The sequence below is a fragment of the Maribacter aurantiacus genome, from assembly GCF_005780245.1.
Taxonomy (GTDB): Bacteria; Bacteroidota; Bacteroidia; order Flavobacteriales; family Flavobacteriaceae; genus Maribacter; species Maribacter flavus.
In genome coordinates this window covers 61,770-78,724 of record NZ_VBUK01000003.1, presented here as the reverse complement: position 1 = coordinate 78,724, position 16,955 = coordinate 61,770, and the positions used below count along the sequence as shown (strand labels likewise).

The window sequence follows — 16,955 nt, the reverse complement described above, 5'->3', positions numbered from 1 at the left end:
ATGGCTAAGTACCAAACAAATATACTAGATGAAAAGACCGGTTTTAAAGGAGAAGTTTTTGAACAATTTATTTACGAAAGATCTCCTAAAATTGAAACAAACGACATAGTTTCATTCCATGAGTGTACCTTCAAGCTTCCCGTTGTTCTTGAAAAGCTTAATATCAAAGAACTATCTTTCACCAACTGCAAATTCGAAAAAGAATTCAATCTCATAGAATCGGAAATATCCATTATTGGTTTTACTGACTGCAAATTTAAAGTTGAGTTTCGATTAGTTTCAAATAGATGTAGCGCGTATACGATAATCCGAAAAATAAGCACCCCTAAAGCCAGAATAAAAGGGAACTACCAAAATCTTCAAATAGTATCATCGACAATTAAAGAGTTTAGGATTGGAGACATAAACTCCGACTCTACCAAAAAAGACAGTAAGATTGAGTTTCTTGCTGAGAATAACATTAAGAAGGTTAGAATTGAGCCTTACTCCACATACTCTCATATCTCTTTTAAAGGTAGCGTTTATAAAGAAATCCACTTTGAAGGAACTTTTCATAATCGTATAGTATTTGAAAAAAAGGTCAGGTGTAATCAAGTATTTTTTGAATCCTCAATTTGTAATTACAGAATTGATTTTGAAGAGGGCAACTTTGAAACTATCTATTTCTACAGAAGTAACTTCAATGGTTTGGTTTATATAAATGACTTTGACGGCGACAATGTTGTAGATTTTTCGCGTGAACTTTTAATAGAAAAACTGTGGTTGCACTCCTGTACTTTTGACAAGGACGTAACGGTCGGCCTATCTAAGATTAATTACATTACTTTATCAAATAACAATTTCAAACAAATATTTAGTTTTAATAATTACTTGGTCCGAGACAAATTAAAGGATGCCGATACAGTTATTGTAGCCTTACCCCTTTTAGGACATCGCTAAATTCATAAAATTATCATTAATGTTGTTCGTTTCGGGGAAGAATTCTTCCCCGAAACGGTTCTTGTACTCCCTGGGCGGCATATCCCCGATGGATGAATGGGGGTGCCTTGTATTGTAATCCTCCATCCATTTTTGGGTCAGCGCCCTGACTTGGTGCAGGTCGTTGAACCAATAGGCATCGAGCACATCTTCCCTGTAAAACCTGTTGAGGCGTTCCATATATCCGTTCTGCATGGGCTTGCCGGGCTGGATGAACTGCAGCTCCACCCGTTTGCCCTTGCACCATTGCGTTAGGGCCTTGGATATGAACTCCGGACCGTTGTCGCAGCGTATGGTCTTGGGCAGTCCTATCTCTTCCCCCAATTGTGATAAGGTCTCCACCACCTTTATGGCCGGATAGTTTAGTCCCACGTCCATCGCCAGTGCCTCCCGGTTGCAGTCGTCCATGACATTGAACACCCTTATCTTTCTTCCATCCGATAGCACATCGGCCATAAAGTCCATGCTCCATGTGTCATTGAGATTGGTCGGTGCCTCCAATGGGTTCTTGACCCTTGCGGGGAGCCTCTTCTTGTGCTTCCTCCTTAGTTTTAGGTTCATGGCCCTGTAGACCCTCAACACCCGTTTCCTGTTCCAGTTGCGGCCTTCGCGACGCAAACGCTTGTGATACACCTCGAATCCCCTTGTCGGTAGCTCCTCGGCCAGCTTGGAGAGGGCGTCGACCACCTCGGTGTCGTCCCTCCTGCCATGGTAGTACCACATCGACCGGGCAAGGTCCAGTACCCCACAGGAACGCGATACACATACCGAATAGGCCTCTTGGAGATATTTGGCGCGCTGCTTCTTGTCGGAAGGCCCTAGAACTTTTTTGACAGTACGTCCTTGAGCATACGGATGTCAAGGCTGGCATCGGCGTACATCTGCTTGAGCTTGCGGTTCTCCTCCTCGAGTTCCTTCAAGCGCTTCATATGGGCCACTTCCATCCCCCCGTACTTCTTCCTCCAATAATAAAAAGTGCTGGTGTCAATTCCCATCTCGCGGGATATATCACCCACCTTGCGGCCCTGTTCGTTCTCTTTCAGTGCCTTGATGATCTGGCTCTCGGTAAACTTGCTTTTTTTCATGTGACAGTTAAAATTTAAAATTAGAAAATCTGAATTTTAAACTGTCCTATTTTTAGGGAAGGCTACATTTTTAGGGAAGGCTACAAGATGAACTTAAATATAAAGGATGTTGGGTTGGTATTCTATTTTCTTCAGTATGTAAATGGTTTTTATGATGGCGCTGGCAGCTCCGGAGAACACAGTGAGATTTGGTATGAACGTTACGAAATTAATTCGAGTCATACCTTCGATAATTATATGCAATTTTCAAACTTTGAGGATTCTATAAACGATCATTATTATAAAATAGCTAATAAAAAAGAGAGAACGGTATTGAATACAGATAACCCAAACTTTAAAAACAAGTATGAGCTAAATAGTGAGAAAGTTTTATTTGTTGATCTGGGTAGAATAAAAGAACTAGAAGCATTAAGAACCGACCAGTTTGATGTTTCAAGACTAATTAGAAAATGTAAAGAATTAAATGTTTCTTACAACTCTGAGTGTTTCTTTGCAACGGCTTTATTAACAAGGGCAATAATAGACCATGTTCCACCGATATTTGGTAAATAAAACTTTTCAGAAGTTAGAGGAGCTTATGGTTCCAAAAGCTTTAGAGATTCTATGATTCATTTGGATAAGTCCTTAAGAAAAATTGCAGACTCGTTTTTACATACTCAAATTAGAAAAAAGGAGACTATTCCCAATGCCACACAAGTGGATTTCCGAAGAGATTTAGATGTTTTATTGGGAGAGATTGTAAGAATTTTGAAATTAACTTCCATTGTTTAAAAATTATAATCAGTACCGGTAACTAACATAGAATTATCAAAGACTAAATCCTTTACCTTTATCCTGAGATTTTTTCTTTCCCTTTTTAAGATTATTGGCTTTACTTTGTTCTATTGATATGTTTTGCCGTTTATTTTTAGAAAGTTTGGATTCATCAATAAACTGCTGCATACCCAAGTGCATGGGATTTGAGGGCATGATTTTCTCCTGATTTTCAAGCATAGGGGATTTGAGATTCAACTCCTCTGCCAATTGATAACCCAGGTTAAAGGCATGCTTAAATTTTTCGTCAACTTTGATGTCTTCTTCCATTTCTAAAAAGTTTCTCGGGCGTGTTTCTCGATGTATGCTATAATAGAATCCCTATCGTAAAGGATAATCTTCTTTTGGGGTTGGGAAAACCTAATTTTACCTTCATCCCTTAGCCTCTGAAGGGTAGTCGTAGATTTTATTCTAAGGATAGACATTGCTTCTTCCCCATCAATCCATTTTTCGGGCTTATCCTGCCTTTTGAATTCAACATGTTCAATGAACTTTTTAAACAAGGCATAAAAGGCTTCCTCTTGTAGACATACGACTTGCATGGTAATTAACCGGTATGATTATTTATTGTCTCAAGATATGACTTTTTTGGTCTTAATTAAAATCTTGATTATAAAGCCCTTGAATGTTTATAAATAGTTTATAAATGAAAGAATAAAAAAGCCCCCACATCCGTGAGGGCTTAATTTTACTAGCGGTCTGGACGGGACTCGAACCCGCGACCCCCTGCGTGACAGGCAGGTATTCTAACCAACTGAACTACCAGACCGTGACGTTTAGCGTGTGCAAATATACATTGCTTATTCAATTGCGCAAACATTTTCTTTTAAAATATTACCTTCTATAGAAATTTGGAGCGTTCAACCAAAAAGGTATTCAGTATCGTAGAAAAATCCCTTTTTATATCGACTTCTACATATTTGATTCGGTATTGGGCACATTTCAACTTTATGGCGGTGAAATATTCCTGTACACCCTTCTCATAGGCTTCTTTAATAGTATCGGCATAAAGATCCAAATGTTCGCCCGTTTCCACATCCAAAAATCGTTTGGGCGTATTGTCAAAATCGAAGTGATATTCTAGTTCTTTGTCCATCAAATGGAAGAGTACCACTTCGTGCTTGTTATACTTTAAATGCCTAAGGGCCTCGAACAATTCTTCATCTTCTTTTTCCGTCTGAAGCATATCGGTAAAGAGAAATATGAGACTTCTTCTTTTGATTTTTTCGGCTATCTGATGGATATAGGTATAGGTTCTTGTTTCCCTACCGCCCGATTTTTCGCTCCCAATTTCATTTAATTTTGACAAGAGCATTTGAAAATGCCTTTCACTCCCTTTGTCAGGGGTGTAATAGTGGTAATCATCGGAGAACACGCTCAGGCCCACGGCGTCGCGTTGTTTTTTTAATACGTTCATTAAGGCCGCAATGGCCAATATTCCAAAACCGATTTTATTCAGGTTTCCCAAGGTCTGGGTCTTGACCTGCGGATAGAACATGGAGGCCGAGTTGTCCAAAATCATATGGCACCTAAGATTGGTCTCTTCCTCGTAGCGTTTGGTATATAACTTATCCGTTTTAGCGTACAATTTCCAATCGATATGCTTGGTACTTTCGCCGTTGTTGTAGATTTTATGTTCCGCAAACTCCGCAGAAAAACCATGAAAGGGGCTTTTATGGATACCACTGATGAATCCTTCTACGACCTGATTGGCCAATAGCTCCAGATTAGGAAATAAGGTGGCGTTGTTTAATTCTTTGCGTATTTCCATAGCCTAAAGATAACATAAAAAAAGTCCAGCGTTCTTCACTGGACTTTCCTTTATAATTATATGGGTAACGGGCCTATAAAAGCGCATCAATAGCGTCTGTGTAAACCTTTTTGGGTGAAACACCTACTTGTCTACTTACGATTTCCCCGTCCTTGAAAACCAAGACCGTTGGGATATTTCTAACTCCATATTTTGCGGCGAATTCCTGATTGGCATCAACATCCACTTTTCCAACTATGGCCTTGCCCTCGTATTCGTTACTTACTTCGTCAATGATAGGCCCTACCATTCTACAAGGTCCGCACCATGCGGCCCAAAAGTCAACTACAACGGGTTTATCGCTTTTTAAAACTACTTCGTCAAAAGTAGCATCTGTTATTTCTAATGCCATGATTATTACATTTTATTGATTATGCAAAGTTAGTCAAATATTCAACGCTTTCCTTACGCTATTGGTATTCGTTTTGGTTATTTAAAGATTGACGTAATCTATGCCAATTTACTCATTTGCCACGGCTTCTGGGTAAATGGCAATGTTATGGGTTCTGACCCCAATTGGGGTGGATTCTTCCAATTTGGTCAATTGTACCTGCATGCTCCTAGAAGGGATTATAGGCATATGGCATTGTATACAGTTGTTGTTATTTGCTGCCATTTTTGTTTCCGAAATAGAACATGTGATTGTATTTGGTTGATGGCACCCAATACATTTACTATTGAAATAGCCTGATTGTCCTCTTTGGTTTCTATGGGGGTCATGACAGGTCATACAGTCCATCTGTTCAGATTGGGTAAAACATTTACTACTGATGAGCAATCCAAACTGATTTCCGTGAACGTCCAAAGACGAGCTTGGTCTAAGTGAGTTAAAGTTTTTAGAAAACTTGGACAACGTATCCCCAGGTAAGAATTTAAAGGGGTTTTGAATTTGATTGCTTCTGAGTCCGGAGTGGCATGAGGCGCAAACATCAAGTCTTTGCTGCCTAGACAGGGAAGCCAAGGCTAAGAGCGTGGTATCTTTTTGTGTACCTATACCTTTCCTTTGAAAAATTACGTGTTTTTCCGCTGGGCCATGGCATTTTTCACAGTCAACGCCCAAAACCATCCTGGACATATCATACATGTTGGAGTTTAGGTTCTCATTGTTGCTTTTGGCAAAAGTGATATGACATTTTAAGCATTGGTCGTTTACGGGCCTCAATGGTACCAACATATTTGCATAATTTGGGCTATTTATCCAAGTGTCCGTAGGCACAAAATAGGATGCTTGTAGTTGATGTAAACCATCGGGTTGATTGGTCAAAAAGGTTTGTCCCTTTAGTCCTGAGCCTATGGTGATGTCCATGCTCCAATCAAATTGTTTCCGGTCTCCATAATTTAATCGGGCAACCTGAAACGGATGTCCATTTTTATCCACTATGGTAATATCGGCATCCATTAATCGCACCGCATTTTTCCCTTCTTCAAAACTACCATGGATATTGTCCAAAGTGGTGAATTCCGAAGTGTTATAATGTGCCGTTTGTAAGTGGGTTTCATAAATATCCCCGTGGCATTCCATGCAGGATTCAGATCCTACGTACCCTTCACCGTTGTAATGGTAGGCAATCACTTTTACATCAGTGTACTGCTCCGATGGTCCGGAAAGATAATCGTATAGTTTTACCGAAATAAAACCCAGCAATACTAAACCAAGGCCGACAAATATCTTTTTCTTCAATGGAAATGGTCTTTTGGCTAATTAAGTTTAAAATGTACCTGTTGCTCCTCCAGTCGTTGTAATAGTTCACTGGAAATCTGTACTTTTTGTTTTCTGCTGCTCAATCGCACCTTGATCTGTTCCTGCATTTCATACACCACAAAGCTCAAAGGGTGTTCCCCTTTGTGGGAAACCAAGGTATCCTTGAGTTGGTGTACCTGCGCTTCTTCCAATTCATCGATGTTCAGCCTAATGGTCAATTTTTTGGCAAAGGATTCCATGACATCCTGTAACAGCATAAAGCTGTTGAACTGCATTCGTGGCTCTCCCTTGAGTCCGGTTTCCCGGTTGACCCATCCTTCCCTCACGAACAATTTTACATAGGCGAAGGAGTTTAGCATGAGGAAGTGCCTAAACTTGAGGTATTCCTCCCCAAATATCCGGAACTCAAAGGAGTCCGTATAATCTTCCATGGTAAAGGAGGCCCATCCCTTTCCGTTTTTGGAAATCCTGTGTTGTACATCCGTAATGACCCCCGCAAAGGTCAGTTCCCTATTGATATAATTTTGAAGGTCGCTACAATCGGAAAGACTGGCATTGCAGAACGCTTTGATTTCCGTTTTAAAATCATCCAGTGGATGGCCTGAAATGTAGATGCCCACTACCTCCTTTTCCCTTCTTAATTTTTCCATGGTACCCCATTCCTCGCAGGGAGGAACGATGGGCTCGGGGATGGAGACTTCACTGGCATCGCCAAAAAGGCTCACTTGTGCCGAGTTTTGGTTCTCCTGGAATTTTGCCCCGTACTTGATGACCTTTTCCAAAAAGGTGATTCCGTCCCCGTCGTTATGGAAGTATTGTGCCCTGTGGGAATTCCCCAAGGAATCGAATCCCCCGGCGAGTGCTAGGTTTTCAAAGGCTTTTTTGTTTGCCGCCCTTAGGTCTATGCGCTTGGCCATATCAAAAACCGACTTATAGGGTCCGTTCTCCTTTCGTTCCTCAACGATTGCCTCTACGGCACCTTTTCCTACTCCTTTTATGGCCCCCATTCCAAACCGGACCGCTCCGTCCTTGTTCACTGCGAATTTGTAATACGATTCGTTAACATCCGGTCCTAGAACATCCAGCCCCATGCGCTTACATTCCTCCATGAAAAAGGTGACCTGCTTAATGTCGTTCATATTGTTACTGAGCACCGCGGCCATGTATTCGGCAGGATAGTGGGCCTTGCAATAGGCCGTTTGATAGGCTATCCATGCGTAACACGTAGAGTGACTTTTATTAAAGGCGTATGCGGCAAAGGCTTCCCAGTCCTTCCATATTTTTTCCAGTTTGTCCTCCGGATGGCCTTTGGCAGAGGCTTGTTGGATGAATTTGGGCTTCATTTTGTCCAGCACGTACTTTTGTTTTTTCCCCATGGCCTTTCGCAGTACATCCGCTTCGCCTTTGGTGAAATCCGCCAATTTTTGGGACAGGAGCATTACCTGCTCTTGATATACCGTAATACCATAGGTTTCGGCGAGATATTCCTCGCAAGCCTCCAAATCGTACACGATTTCCTCCGTACCGTGCTTTCTGGCGATAAAGCTGGGAATATATTCCATAGGACCCGGACGATACAAGGCATTCATGGCGATAAGATCGGCGAACACGGTAGGTTTTAACGCCCGCATATGTTTTTGCATCCCGGGCGATTCGTACTGGAACACCCCAATGGTCTCCCCACGTTGAAAAAGCTGGTAGGTCTTTTCATCGTCCAACGGGAAATTTTCAGGATCCAATTCAATGCCATGTTTGGCCTTGACAATCTTGACGGTGTCCTTGATAAGGGTCAAGGTTTTTAGACCCAAAAAGTCCATTTTCAGAAGTCCGGCACTCTCCACAACGGAGTTATCGAACTGGGTACAGTACATGTCGGAATCCTTCGCCAAGGCCACTGGTACGAATTTGGTGATATCGTCAGGTGTAATGATGACCCCACAGGCATGGATTCCTGTATTTCGTACGGAACCCTCCAAAACATAGGCCTGGTTCAAGGTTTCGGATTCCAATCCGTCCCCTTCTGAAATGGCCAACAGTTCGTTGATTTTGACCATGTCGTCACTGTTGAACTTGCTTCTGAGGATTTTCTCATCGACCCCCATAATTTTTTTCAACTTGGACATGTTGGGAATCAGTTTCGCCATTCGGTCGGCATCGCCCAGAGGAAGGTCCAAGGCTCGTGCCGTATCACGGATGGAAGATTTGGCGGCCATCGTACCATAGGTAATAATTTGCGCCACCTGGTTTGATCCGTATTTGTCGATCACGTAGTCCATAACTCTGCTACGGCCTTCATCATCAAAGTCGATATCGATATCGGGCATGGAGATACGGTCGGGATTGAGGAAACGCTCAAATAGCAAGTCGTATTCGATAGGGTCGAGATTGGTTATCCAAAGGCAATAGGCCACCGCAGAACCTGCGGCAGATCCCCGGCCAGGCCCCACCGAAACACCCATTTCACGTGCCGCCCTTATGAAATCCTCCACGATCAAAAAGTATCCCGGATACCCCGTTTTTTCAATGACCTTCAACTCGAAATCAAGGCGCTCGTCAATTTCAGGGGTTATTTCCCCGTAACGTTTTTTGGCACCTTCATAGGTGATGTGACGTAGGTACTTATTTTCACCGCGTTTGCCCCCGTCGAGTTTATCCTCTTCAAATTGGAATTCTTCGGGGATATTAAATGCGGGTAACAAGACATCCCTTGCCAAGGTAAAGGTCTCTACTTTGTCAACGATTTCCTGAATGTTGATGATGGCCTCTGGGATGTCCTTGAAAAGCTCCTTCATTTCATCCGAGGACTTGAAATAGTACTCCTGATTGGGCAACCCATAACGATAGCCACGGCCCCTACCAATGGGCGTGGATTGTTTTTCGCCGTCCTTTACACAAAGCAAAATATCATGGGCATGGGCGTTTTCCTTCTTTTCGTAATAGGTGTTGTTGGTGGCCACCAACTTAATTTGGTGCTTTTGTGCAAACTGGATCAAGACTTGGTTGACACGGTCCTCGTCTTCCTGCCCGTGGCGCATGATTTCAATATACAGGTCGTCGCCAAAGGTTTCCTTCCACCATAACAGAGCTTCCTCGGCTTGGTTTTCACCTACATTTAAAACTTTGCTCGGTACCTCGCCATACAGGTTTCCCGTTAGGACAATGATGTCATCCTTGTATTGTTCAATGATTTTTTTATCGATTCTGGGAACATAATATTTACCGTCCACAAAGGCAATGGAGGACATTTTGGCCAAATTGAGATAGCCGTTCTTGTTTTTCGCCAGCATCACGATTTGGTACCCATTGTCCTTTAGGGTCTTATTGGTATGGTCCTCGCACACCTGGAACTCACAACCCACAATGGGCGTAATTTCCCGCTCCGGTTCAGGTAATGTTTCCAGGGGTTCCTGACCTTCTTCCAAGGTGCCGTTTTTGGTAGCCTCGTAACGCTTTCTGTTTTCTTCGTTCCTGGCCGCAACCCCGTTATTATGGTTGATGATACCGTTCACAAAGTGAAAGGCACCCATCATGTTGGCATGGTCCGTTATGGCAACCGCAGGCATTTTTGCCTTGGCCGTCGCGGCGATGAGGTCAGGTACGCTGATGGTGGATTGCAAAATGGAAAACTGGGTATGATTGTGGAGATGGGCAAAATCAGCCGTCTCCAAGGTGGCCAGGTTTTCCTTTATTTCTTCCTTGGTGATACCGCCCGTATCCTTTTCCCAGAGGGCATCGGCAATTTTTTTGGATGCTTTTTTTAGGTTGATATGCTTTAGGCCGATAAGCTGAATCTCTTGCGGATTGGCTTCGGAGAAATTCCTGAAATAATCGGGTTGTACGTCCAGTTGCTCGACCGTATACTGTCTAAGTCGAACCAGCTCCAAAAAGCAACGGGTGGTGGCTTCCACATCCGCGGTTGCGTTATGTGCTTCGGCGAAAGGTTCCTTGAACAAAAACTCATGCAGTTCCGTTAGGGTAGGGAGCTTAAATTTGCCCCCGCGCCCGCCCGGGATTTGGCAAAGCTCGGCCGTATGTTCGGTACAGGTATCCAAGACCGGAAGTTCCTGCAAGGGGTTTTCAACGCCCAATCGGTGGAATTCCGCTCCCATGATATTGACATCGAACCCAACGTTCTGTCCCACGATGAACTTGGTCTTGGACATGGCATCATTGAACTTTTCCAATACCTCGGCCAAAGGGACTCCCTCTTGTTCCGCCAAGGCGGTGGAGATACCATGGATTTTCTCGGCATCATAAGGAATATTGAAACCTTCAGGTTTTACCAGATAATCCTGCTGGTCCAAAAGGTTGCCCATGGCATCATGCAATTGCCATGAGATTTGGATACATCGGGGCCAGTTATCCGTGTCGGTTATGGGGGCGTCCCAGCGTTTTGGCAGTCCAGTGGTTTCGGTGTCGAAAATTAGGTACATATATTTTTTTTAATTCCGAGGGAATCGGAACATATTGACGAATCTTGTGTTCAATTCCAAAAAGTCGAAGCCCAAATTCAATAAAAATTTTGCGAAAACTGATGTTTGGGATTCAAAAGAAATGGATTTATAAAAATACTCAAAAGTGACGTTTGGAAAAAGTGTAGTTGCTAGGAGTTATCAACCAAAAAAAGCGGACGTTTTAGCGTCCACTTTACATTCATATTTATGGTTAGATATTTTTTAGGAAATCGCTTCCTCATAAATTCTGGCATTGTTTAAAGCGCTCTCAATCTGGTTTCTATGCTTGATCAAGATTTCTTGGGTAGTTGGTGCGAGTTCCATATTATCGTCCTTTAGAATTTCGTTGTATTCTTCCAGACTGGCCTTTTCACCGCGCTCTACCTCTTCCAGGATGCGTTCAGTACTATTCGAACTGAGGCTTGCACTTAAATTCATCCATGTTCTGTGCAAGTCGCCTTTCGTGCTTCCACCTTTATCCGGCAGTTCTCCGTAAGTTTGAATTTCTCTCTTAAGTTCATGGCCAAAATTATAGCGCTGTTGAACCTTATCCGCAAGAAATTTTTTTACGGTTGGATTATCTACTTTATCCTGTGCCAGTTTATATCCCTTTTCTGCGTCGTACGTTTTGGTCAACAAATCATTTAACCTGTTAGAAATTTTTTCTGAATACTTCATAATCTATCTTAACATTTAAATTTATAACGGTTATTGTCTTTCAATAACTTCATGAAATAAGATACAGGAATATCTTGGAAAACCAAGTGTTTAAGGGGTTTTTGCATAGATTTAACTTGCTAACTTAAAAGCTCTTAAAGGTTTTAACAATGTGCTTCTAAATTTTGTGGAAGCAATGATTGCCAAATCAAGGAAATTAAATTACATTTGCAGCCCTTTTTCAAGGATAATGATTCCCATCTTTGTGGGAATGGCGGAATAAAAAATAATGAATTAATAACCAAGGGTCGGGCACCCTACAAATTAATGTGATATGCCAGTTAAGATTAGATTACAGAGACACGGTAAAAAAGGTAAACCATTTTATTGGGTGGTTGCCGCCGATTCAAGAGCCAAAAGAGACGGTAAATTCTTGGAAAAATTAGGAATCTACAATCCCAATACCAATCCAGCAACCATAGATTTGAATGTGGATAGTTCCGTAAAGTGGTTGCAGAACGGAGCTCAGCCAACGGATACTGCCAAAGCCATCCTTTCATATAAGGGTGTTCTATTGAAAAAACACCTATTAGGAGGTGTTGCGAAAGGCGCATTGACAAAGGAGCAGGCTGAGGAAAAATTCAATGCCTGGGTTTCCGAGAAGGAAGCTGCAATCGATGCCAAAAAAGGCGGATTGGATAAAGCGAAGGAAGAAGCTAAAGCAAAAGCATTGGCTGCTGAAAAAGAAATAAACGAGAAAAGGGCTGCTGAAGCTGCGGCTGCTGCACTTCCAGAAACTCCAGAAGGAGAAAGTGCAGAGGAAGAAGTTGAAGCTTTAGAGGAAGCACCTGAAGTACCAGAAGAGGCCCCTGCCGCTCCTGAGATGAAAGAGGAAGAAGCTCCAAAAGAAGGCGAGTAGTTTTAACGATGCGAAAGGAAGATTGTTTCTACCTAGGCAAAATCGTTTCAAAATATAGTTTTAAGGGTGAAGTCCTGGTTAAGTTGGACACGGACGACCCCGAGATTTACGAAAATATGGAATCAGTATTTGTTTTATTGGGAAACAATCTGGTTCCATTTTTTATTAAACGTTCCCGCCTTCACAAATCCAACTTGCTTCGTATCGATTTTGAAGAAGTGAAGGACGAGTCCGATGCGGACAGAATCATGCGCTGTGAACTTTACCTTCCCCTAACTATGTTGCCTAAACTAACGGGCAACAAGTTCTATTATCATGAGGTTATCGGCTTTACCGTCTTGGATGATGTCCATGGAAACATAGGTATAGTTGAAGGTGTAAACGATACTACCTCCCAAGCACTTTTCGAGATTAAAAAAGTGGACAAACAGTTGTTGATCCCCATCAATGATGAAATCATTAAAAAAGTAGACCGGCAAGCCAAAACCATTGAAGTGGCTACCCCGGAAGGTCTAGTAGGTCTATATCTAAACTAGCCTTCCAAAGCTTCTTTAGCGAAGGCCAAGCATTTTTTTACTTCAGCAATGGCATCCGAACCTTCGGGAATATCATATTCCAATTCAATGGTAGCAGGAAATGAATAACCATTATCGCGCATCATTTGCAAAGCCTCTACTAGCGGGGTATCTCCCTCTCCCCAAACCACATTGCCCTGGCCATGTTCAGGAGTTTGCCTGTCCTTTACGTGCATGCTTTTTATATGATCGTGTTTTTCCTTGATAATATTCAAGGGGGCTTCATTTCCAGCAGCAACAAAATGTCCTAAATCCAAGTTAAGCGCATTGTATTTGGATTGTTCCAAAGCTGTGTCCCAAAAGGTGGGTGTTTGCTGTGTATGGCCATGATAGGCAACAAATATGCCATGTTTCGAGGCCATTTCCCCTAGTTTTTTAGTGTGTGCATCATCACTTGGGTGTTCCAGGGTCACATGGGATGCCCCTAAGGCCTTAGCAGCTTTGAACCCATAGTTTATTTCTTCATCGGTATTGTCCTTGCCAAAAGCATTGGGCTTAAATGCGTAAATGATTACCCCGGCATCATTATACATTTTCTTAAGTTCCTTAAACTTGTCCATAGAAACTTGAGACCTCCAGGTAGCCACTTTTTCATTATAGACGCCCATGGCCTCTTGCATTTCAGTCAATTTTTTTTCATCCGCTGCTGTTATTGTTCCTTCCCTTTTGGAGCGCATTAATCCCCAAAGCGTTCGTCTGTCCAAAGAACTTTCGGGTTTTCCTGCAAAGGATTCAGCCGGATCTCCCATTAATTCAATGGCGTTAATGCCCGAATCCAACACATATTGTAGCGTAGCTTCTGCACTTTGGTCAGGCATACTTCTAAAGGAATACGTAATTACCCCGATTTGCACCCCATTTATTTTAGAGTTTGGGACAGCTGAATTCAGCAACCTATTTTTTCCAAAAATATTTGGACCAATCAGTGTTGTCCCAATGGCCAAAGCGGCTGAATTCGCTACGAAGTTTCTTCTTGAAACTGTGTTTTTTTTGTTATTCATAATACAGGTTTTTTTGATGCTCCATAAATCTTCATTTGTCTCATGGACCATGGTATTTCACGGTCCTCTTGTGGGCCAAAGTTTTTCGTTAAGCTCATACGAATAAACTTGGCCTCAACAGGGTCGAAAATCAGGGAAACATCTGCCTGTTCTCCTTCGCCCTTTTCAATTTCTTTCCATGAAATTCCATCCATGGAGGTTTCTAATCTATAGCCACGCGGATAGGTGTGAAGTGGCGGTGGCGATCCGGGACGCCAACCTCTAGAAATTGGGGTCGCGTTATAGTGAACTTCAGAGACGCTCATAGGTTCCGGGAACTCTACTTGAAACCACATGCCCTCTTCCTGATTACCTCCAGAACTCCATCCCTCAAAATTAAACGCACTGGTAGGGGAGGCCCGGCCACCAATTCTTGTGGGTACGGAATGGCTTGCCGTAATATTCCAATCTTCGCTTGGCACAAGGAGTTGCGGAACGGATGTCATTAACTCATCATATACATAAGGCGTGTTACGCTCCTCCGTTTTTGTCCTAACATTATGGACATCCTCCGCGGATACCAAGGTGGCTTCATTAGATAAGTTGGTTCGAATGTAGGATACAATGGACGCAATCCAATCATCGGATTGTTCTTTGTTGCCCACCATAATACCCGCTGGGTAGGTTTTTCCATCCAATGGGCCTTCCAGTCCGTGCATCACCGTTTTAATAACATATTCCGGGTGCGATTGTACTCGGGTGGAACCGCTTAAGGCCGGTGCCATGACCAAACCATCTCCAACGGGTGTTCCTGTGCCATCGTTTCCATGACATTGTACACAGAGTTCGTTGAAGATGACCTTTCCTTTTTCCAAGCTGCTCTTTTGGGCTTCGGTAAGCTGATTATTGCCAACTTCCCACCAATTTTTGACTTCTTTTGGTTCTAATATCTGTTTGCCAATGGTCTGTATTCCTTTGGCCGAATTCGACTTGAGTAATTTTTTGAGGGCAACATCGAAGGATGGGACTTCAAGGATGTGTGCCGACAAAACGGCCTGTAAGGCCACATCCACATTTTTATCCTCAAGTAATTTTAAATAATCCTCTCCAAGCGATTTTTTACCCGACTTATAAAGTGTTTCCCCCGCACGCATGGCCTGAATACGCATTCTGGGATTGGGGTCTTCCATTAATTTTTCAACCATTTTCTCTTTCAACGAACCCAGACCCTCCAAGCACCACAAGGCATGGAAACGAGCCAATGTATTATCGCTGTTATTAACCATGGCTTCAAGTTCTGGAACGATACTCCTATCCTGTGACAACACAATCAACTGTTGTGCCTTGTCTCGCCACCAACCATTTGGGTGTTCCAAGTGCTTTATAAGTTGGGCCGGTGTTTCATTGAGCATATTCGGTTTGGTCTTGTCCCGTTCCTTGCTATCATGCGTAATACGCCAGATTCGGCCTAGCCCTATTACCTTATCCAGTTGATACTGCTCAATTTTGGTTCGAAGATAGGTGCCTTTTTGCGCCCATTGCCCTTCCTGTATAATTCCATGGTACATATCCGTAATATACATGGTTCCGTCTGGTGCGGTGGTCATATCTACCGGTCTGAACAAAGGGTCTGTGGATCGAAGGAACTCGGATTTTTGGTCCTGGAATGCGTTGTGCAAGGTGGTGATTCCTTCGTTGACCACCGGATCAACCTGGCGCACAATCCGAGCTACTGGTTCTCCATAGAACAATCGTCCGTATAATTCTTTGGGTAATCGGTCGCCACGGTAGATATCGTTTCCGGCCGCACCGGTTACCCTCTTTGGACCACCATTGTTTTCACGAACTCGATCCATTCCTTCCTGAAGATCGCCGATCAATACAGGTGCGCCCCACGGTTCCTCAAAACCTTCGGCATAATTGTCGGTATCCTCATAATCGAAATTACCATAATGTACGGGTTGTTGAAATTGGGATGGTAGGCCGCTCGCACCTCCCAAAAACCAAACCTTTCCATCGTCATCGTGTGTTACGCCCCATTGTGCCCGGTTATATCCCGTATTTTCACGGATGACTCCAGTAGGCGTTTCCCTGACCCGGAAGGCGTTATAGGTGCTGTACATCCAGTTGTCCATGTTGTAATACATAAAGGCCTGTTGGTGCTCTACGTTCCCTGATCTACCGTAATTTGTGGTGAAGAGTTCTTTTTTATCGGCCTTGCCGTCACCATTGGTGTCGGAAAATTTATATACATTATCCTCATCTGAATTCATGGTCAGTACGGCATCCTTTCCGTAGGGCAGTACAAATCGGGGAAAAATAAGACTGTCCACGAAGACAGTTCCCGTTTCATAGATTCCGTCATTATCGGTATCCTCCCATCTGGAGATTCTACTTGTAGGTTCCAAGGTGCCGTCAGAATCGGCCGTAAGCATATAAGTACGCAATTCTAGAACGAACATTCTCCCATTACCGTCGAAAGCGATGGCACCGGGCTGTTCAATTTGGGGTTCGGTAAGTATCGGTTCAATATGGTAGCCTTCGGGCAATAGAAATTTTTTGGCCTCTTCTTCTGGATATAAGGGAAGTACGGGGGATTTTGGGTCTAGATCCGCGCCTTTCCAATCCTCATGCTCCGGGTCAACACCCTCGGGCAAGGTGACAAGGGGAAGGGAATCTGACATTGAGGCGATCACATCTGCCACACTATTTTTATCTACTTCCTTTTTTTCTTGGTTTGAGCAGCTAAGTAATCCTACAATCAAAAAGCCGTAAACTAAAAGAAATGAAAATGAGCGGTTCTTCTTAAAGGTCTTTTTTAAATTCATTTTGGTCAAGGTCATTCAAAATATACGTTCGGAAATTAATTATATTCATGGCATCTTACAAGTAATTTAACTGGGTATTTTTGAAAAAGTGTCAATGAAACCGACATGATTTAAAATAATCCTTAAAAAAATAGTGTAATCATTAATGGTTACA

The 16,955-nt window shown here is 42.9% G+C and carries 14 protein-coding genes and 1 tRNA gene; 4 read left to right on the top strand and 11 right to left on the bottom strand.

All coding sequences use genetic code 11. The features are described from left to right. Entirely contained in the window at positions 1–939 is a 939-nt protein-coding gene (locus FEK29_RS07365; RefSeq protein ID WP_138257785.1) for a hypothetical protein, read from the top strand. On the opposite strand, the gene FEK29_RS07360 is transcribed toward FEK29_RS07365, so the two are convergent. After that, a protein-coding gene (locus tag FEK29_RS07360; protein WP_240042690.1) for an IS3 family transposase occupies positions 925–2,063 on the bottom strand; the annotation gives its coding sequence in 2 pieces (ribosomal slippage) (positions 925–1,802 and positions 1,802–2,063; 1,140 coding nt in all). The two genes, FEK29_RS07365 and FEK29_RS07360, sit on opposite strands and share 15 nt — an antisense overlap. Before the next feature lie 87 nt (positions 2,064–2,150). Between FEK29_RS07360 and FEK29_RS07355 the strand changes: the two genes are divergently transcribed. Further along, positions 2,151–2,615 (top strand): hypothetical protein, encoded by a 465-nt coding sequence (locus tag FEK29_RS07355; RefSeq protein WP_138257784.1) that lies wholly within the window; start codon positions 2,151–2,153, stop codon positions 2,613–2,615. Positions 2,616–2,870: 255 nt separating this feature from the next. Here FEK29_RS07355 and FEK29_RS07350 read toward each other — a convergent pair whose 3' ends face one another. The 8 genes from FEK29_RS07350 to FEK29_RS07315 form a co-directional block, all read right to left on the bottom strand. After that, positions 2,871–3,146 carry a hypothetical protein gene (locus tag FEK29_RS07350; protein ID WP_138257783.1) on the bottom strand — a complete coding sequence of 92 codons (276 nt, stop codon included), beginning with the start codon at positions 3,144–3,146 and terminating at the stop codon, positions 2,871–2,873. A gap of 2 nt (positions 3,147–3,148) precedes the next feature. Beyond that, positions 3,149–3,418, bottom strand: a complete 270-nt coding sequence (locus FEK29_RS07345) for a helix-turn-helix domain-containing protein (protein ID WP_138257782.1) — start codon at positions 3,416–3,418, stop codon at positions 3,149–3,151. A gap of 153 nt (positions 3,419–3,571) precedes the next feature. After that, positions 3,572–3,645, bottom strand: a tRNA-Asp gene (locus tag FEK29_RS07340). 72 nt (positions 3,646–3,717) lie between these two features. Further along, entirely contained in the window at positions 3,718–4,647 is a 930-nt protein-coding gene (locus FEK29_RS07335) for a DUF58 domain-containing protein (protein WP_138257781.1), read from the bottom strand. A gap of 73 nt (positions 4,648–4,720) precedes the next feature. Then, on the bottom strand, positions 4,721–5,038 hold the full coding sequence (gene trxA, locus FEK29_RS07330) for a thioredoxin (protein WP_138257780.1): 318 nt from the start codon (positions 5,036–5,038) through the stop codon (positions 4,721–4,723). A 108-nt stretch (positions 5,039–5,146) separates the two neighbouring features. Further along, a complete protein-coding gene (locus FEK29_RS07325) occupies positions 5,147–6,367 on the bottom strand; it encodes a multiheme c-type cytochrome (RefSeq protein WP_138257779.1) in 1,221 nt (406 codons plus the stop codon). A 17-nt stretch (positions 6,368–6,384) separates the two neighbouring features. Next, on the bottom strand, positions 6,385–10,821 hold the full coding sequence (dnaE, locus tag FEK29_RS07320) for a DNA polymerase III subunit alpha (RefSeq protein ID WP_138257778.1): 4,437 nt from the start codon (positions 10,819–10,821) through the stop codon (positions 6,385–6,387). A gap of 243 nt (positions 10,822–11,064) precedes the next feature. Further along, positions 11,065–11,520, bottom strand: a complete 456-nt coding sequence (locus FEK29_RS07315; RefSeq protein ID WP_138257777.1) for a ferritin-like domain-containing protein — start codon at positions 11,518–11,520, stop codon at positions 11,065–11,067. 313 nt (positions 11,521–11,833) lie between these two features. Here FEK29_RS07315 and FEK29_RS07310 point away from each other — a divergent pair, with 313 nt between their 5' ends. Then, on the top strand, positions 11,834–12,418 hold the full coding sequence (locus FEK29_RS07310; RefSeq protein ID WP_138257776.1) for a 30S ribosomal protein S16: 585 nt from the start codon (positions 11,834–11,836) through the stop codon (positions 12,416–12,418). An 8-nt stretch (positions 12,419–12,426) separates the two neighbouring features. Then, positions 12,427–12,954: a ribosome maturation factor RimM gene (gene rimM / locus FEK29_RS07305; protein ID WP_138257775.1), complete on the top strand. Its 528-nt coding sequence runs from the start codon at positions 12,427–12,429 to the stop codon at positions 12,952–12,954. On the opposite strand, the gene FEK29_RS07300 is transcribed toward rimM, so the two are convergent. Together FEK29_RS07300 and FEK29_RS07295 are read right to left on the bottom strand one after the other, a co-directional pair. Continuing rightward, positions 12,951–13,994: a sugar phosphate isomerase/epimerase family protein gene (locus tag FEK29_RS07300; protein ID WP_138257774.1), complete on the bottom strand. Its 1,044-nt coding sequence runs from the start codon at positions 13,992–13,994 to the stop codon at positions 12,951–12,953. The genes rimM and FEK29_RS07300 overlap by 4 nt on opposite strands. Beyond that, entirely contained in the window at positions 13,991–16,816 is a 2,826-nt protein-coding gene (locus FEK29_RS07295; protein ID WP_138257773.1) for a DUF7133 domain-containing protein, read from the bottom strand. The genes FEK29_RS07300 and FEK29_RS07295 overlap by 4 nt, the downstream gene beginning before the upstream one ends. Between the last annotated feature and the right edge of the window lie 139 nt (positions 16,817–16,955).

Coding starts and splice junctions, on each gene's coding strand:
- FEK29_RS07365 (WP_138257785.1), top strand. CDS start 1: ATGGCTAAGTACCAAACAAATATACTAGATGAAAAGACCGGTTTTAAA.
- FEK29_RS07355 (WP_138257784.1), top strand. CDS start 2,151: ATGAACTTAAATATAAAGGATGTTGGGTTGGTATTCTATTTTCTTCAG.
- FEK29_RS07350 (WP_138257783.1), bottom strand. CDS start 3,146: ATGGAAGAAGACATCAAAGTTGACGAAAAATTTAAGCATGCCTTTAAC.
- FEK29_RS07345 (WP_138257782.1), bottom strand. CDS start 3,418: ATGCAAGTCGTATGTCTACAAGAGGAAGCCTTTTATGCCTTGTTTAAA.
- FEK29_RS07335 (WP_138257781.1), bottom strand. CDS start 4,647: ATGGAAATACGCAAAGAATTAAACAACGCCACCTTATTTCCTAATCTG.
- trxA (WP_138257780.1), bottom strand. CDS start 5,038: ATGGCATTAGAAATAACAGATGCTACTTTTGACGAAGTAGTTTTAAAA.
- dnaE (WP_138257778.1), bottom strand. CDS start 10,821: ATGTACCTAATTTTCGACACCGAAACCACTGGACTGCCAAAACGCTGG.
- FEK29_RS07315 (WP_138257777.1), bottom strand. CDS start 11,520: ATGAAGTATTCAGAAAAAATTTCTAACAGGTTAAATGATTTGTTGACC.
- FEK29_RS07310 (WP_138257776.1), top strand. CDS start 11,834: ATGCCAGTTAAGATTAGATTACAGAGACACGGTAAAAAAGGTAAACCA.
- rimM (WP_138257775.1), top strand. CDS start 12,427: ATGCGAAAGGAAGATTGTTTCTACCTAGGCAAAATCGTTTCAAAATAT.
- FEK29_RS07300 (WP_138257774.1), bottom strand. CDS start 13,994: ATGAATAACAAAAAAAACACAGTTTCAAGAAGAAACTTCGTAGCGAAT.
- FEK29_RS07295 (WP_138257773.1), bottom strand. CDS start 16,816: ATGACCTTGACCAAAATGAATTTAAAAAAGACCTTTAAGAAGAACCGC.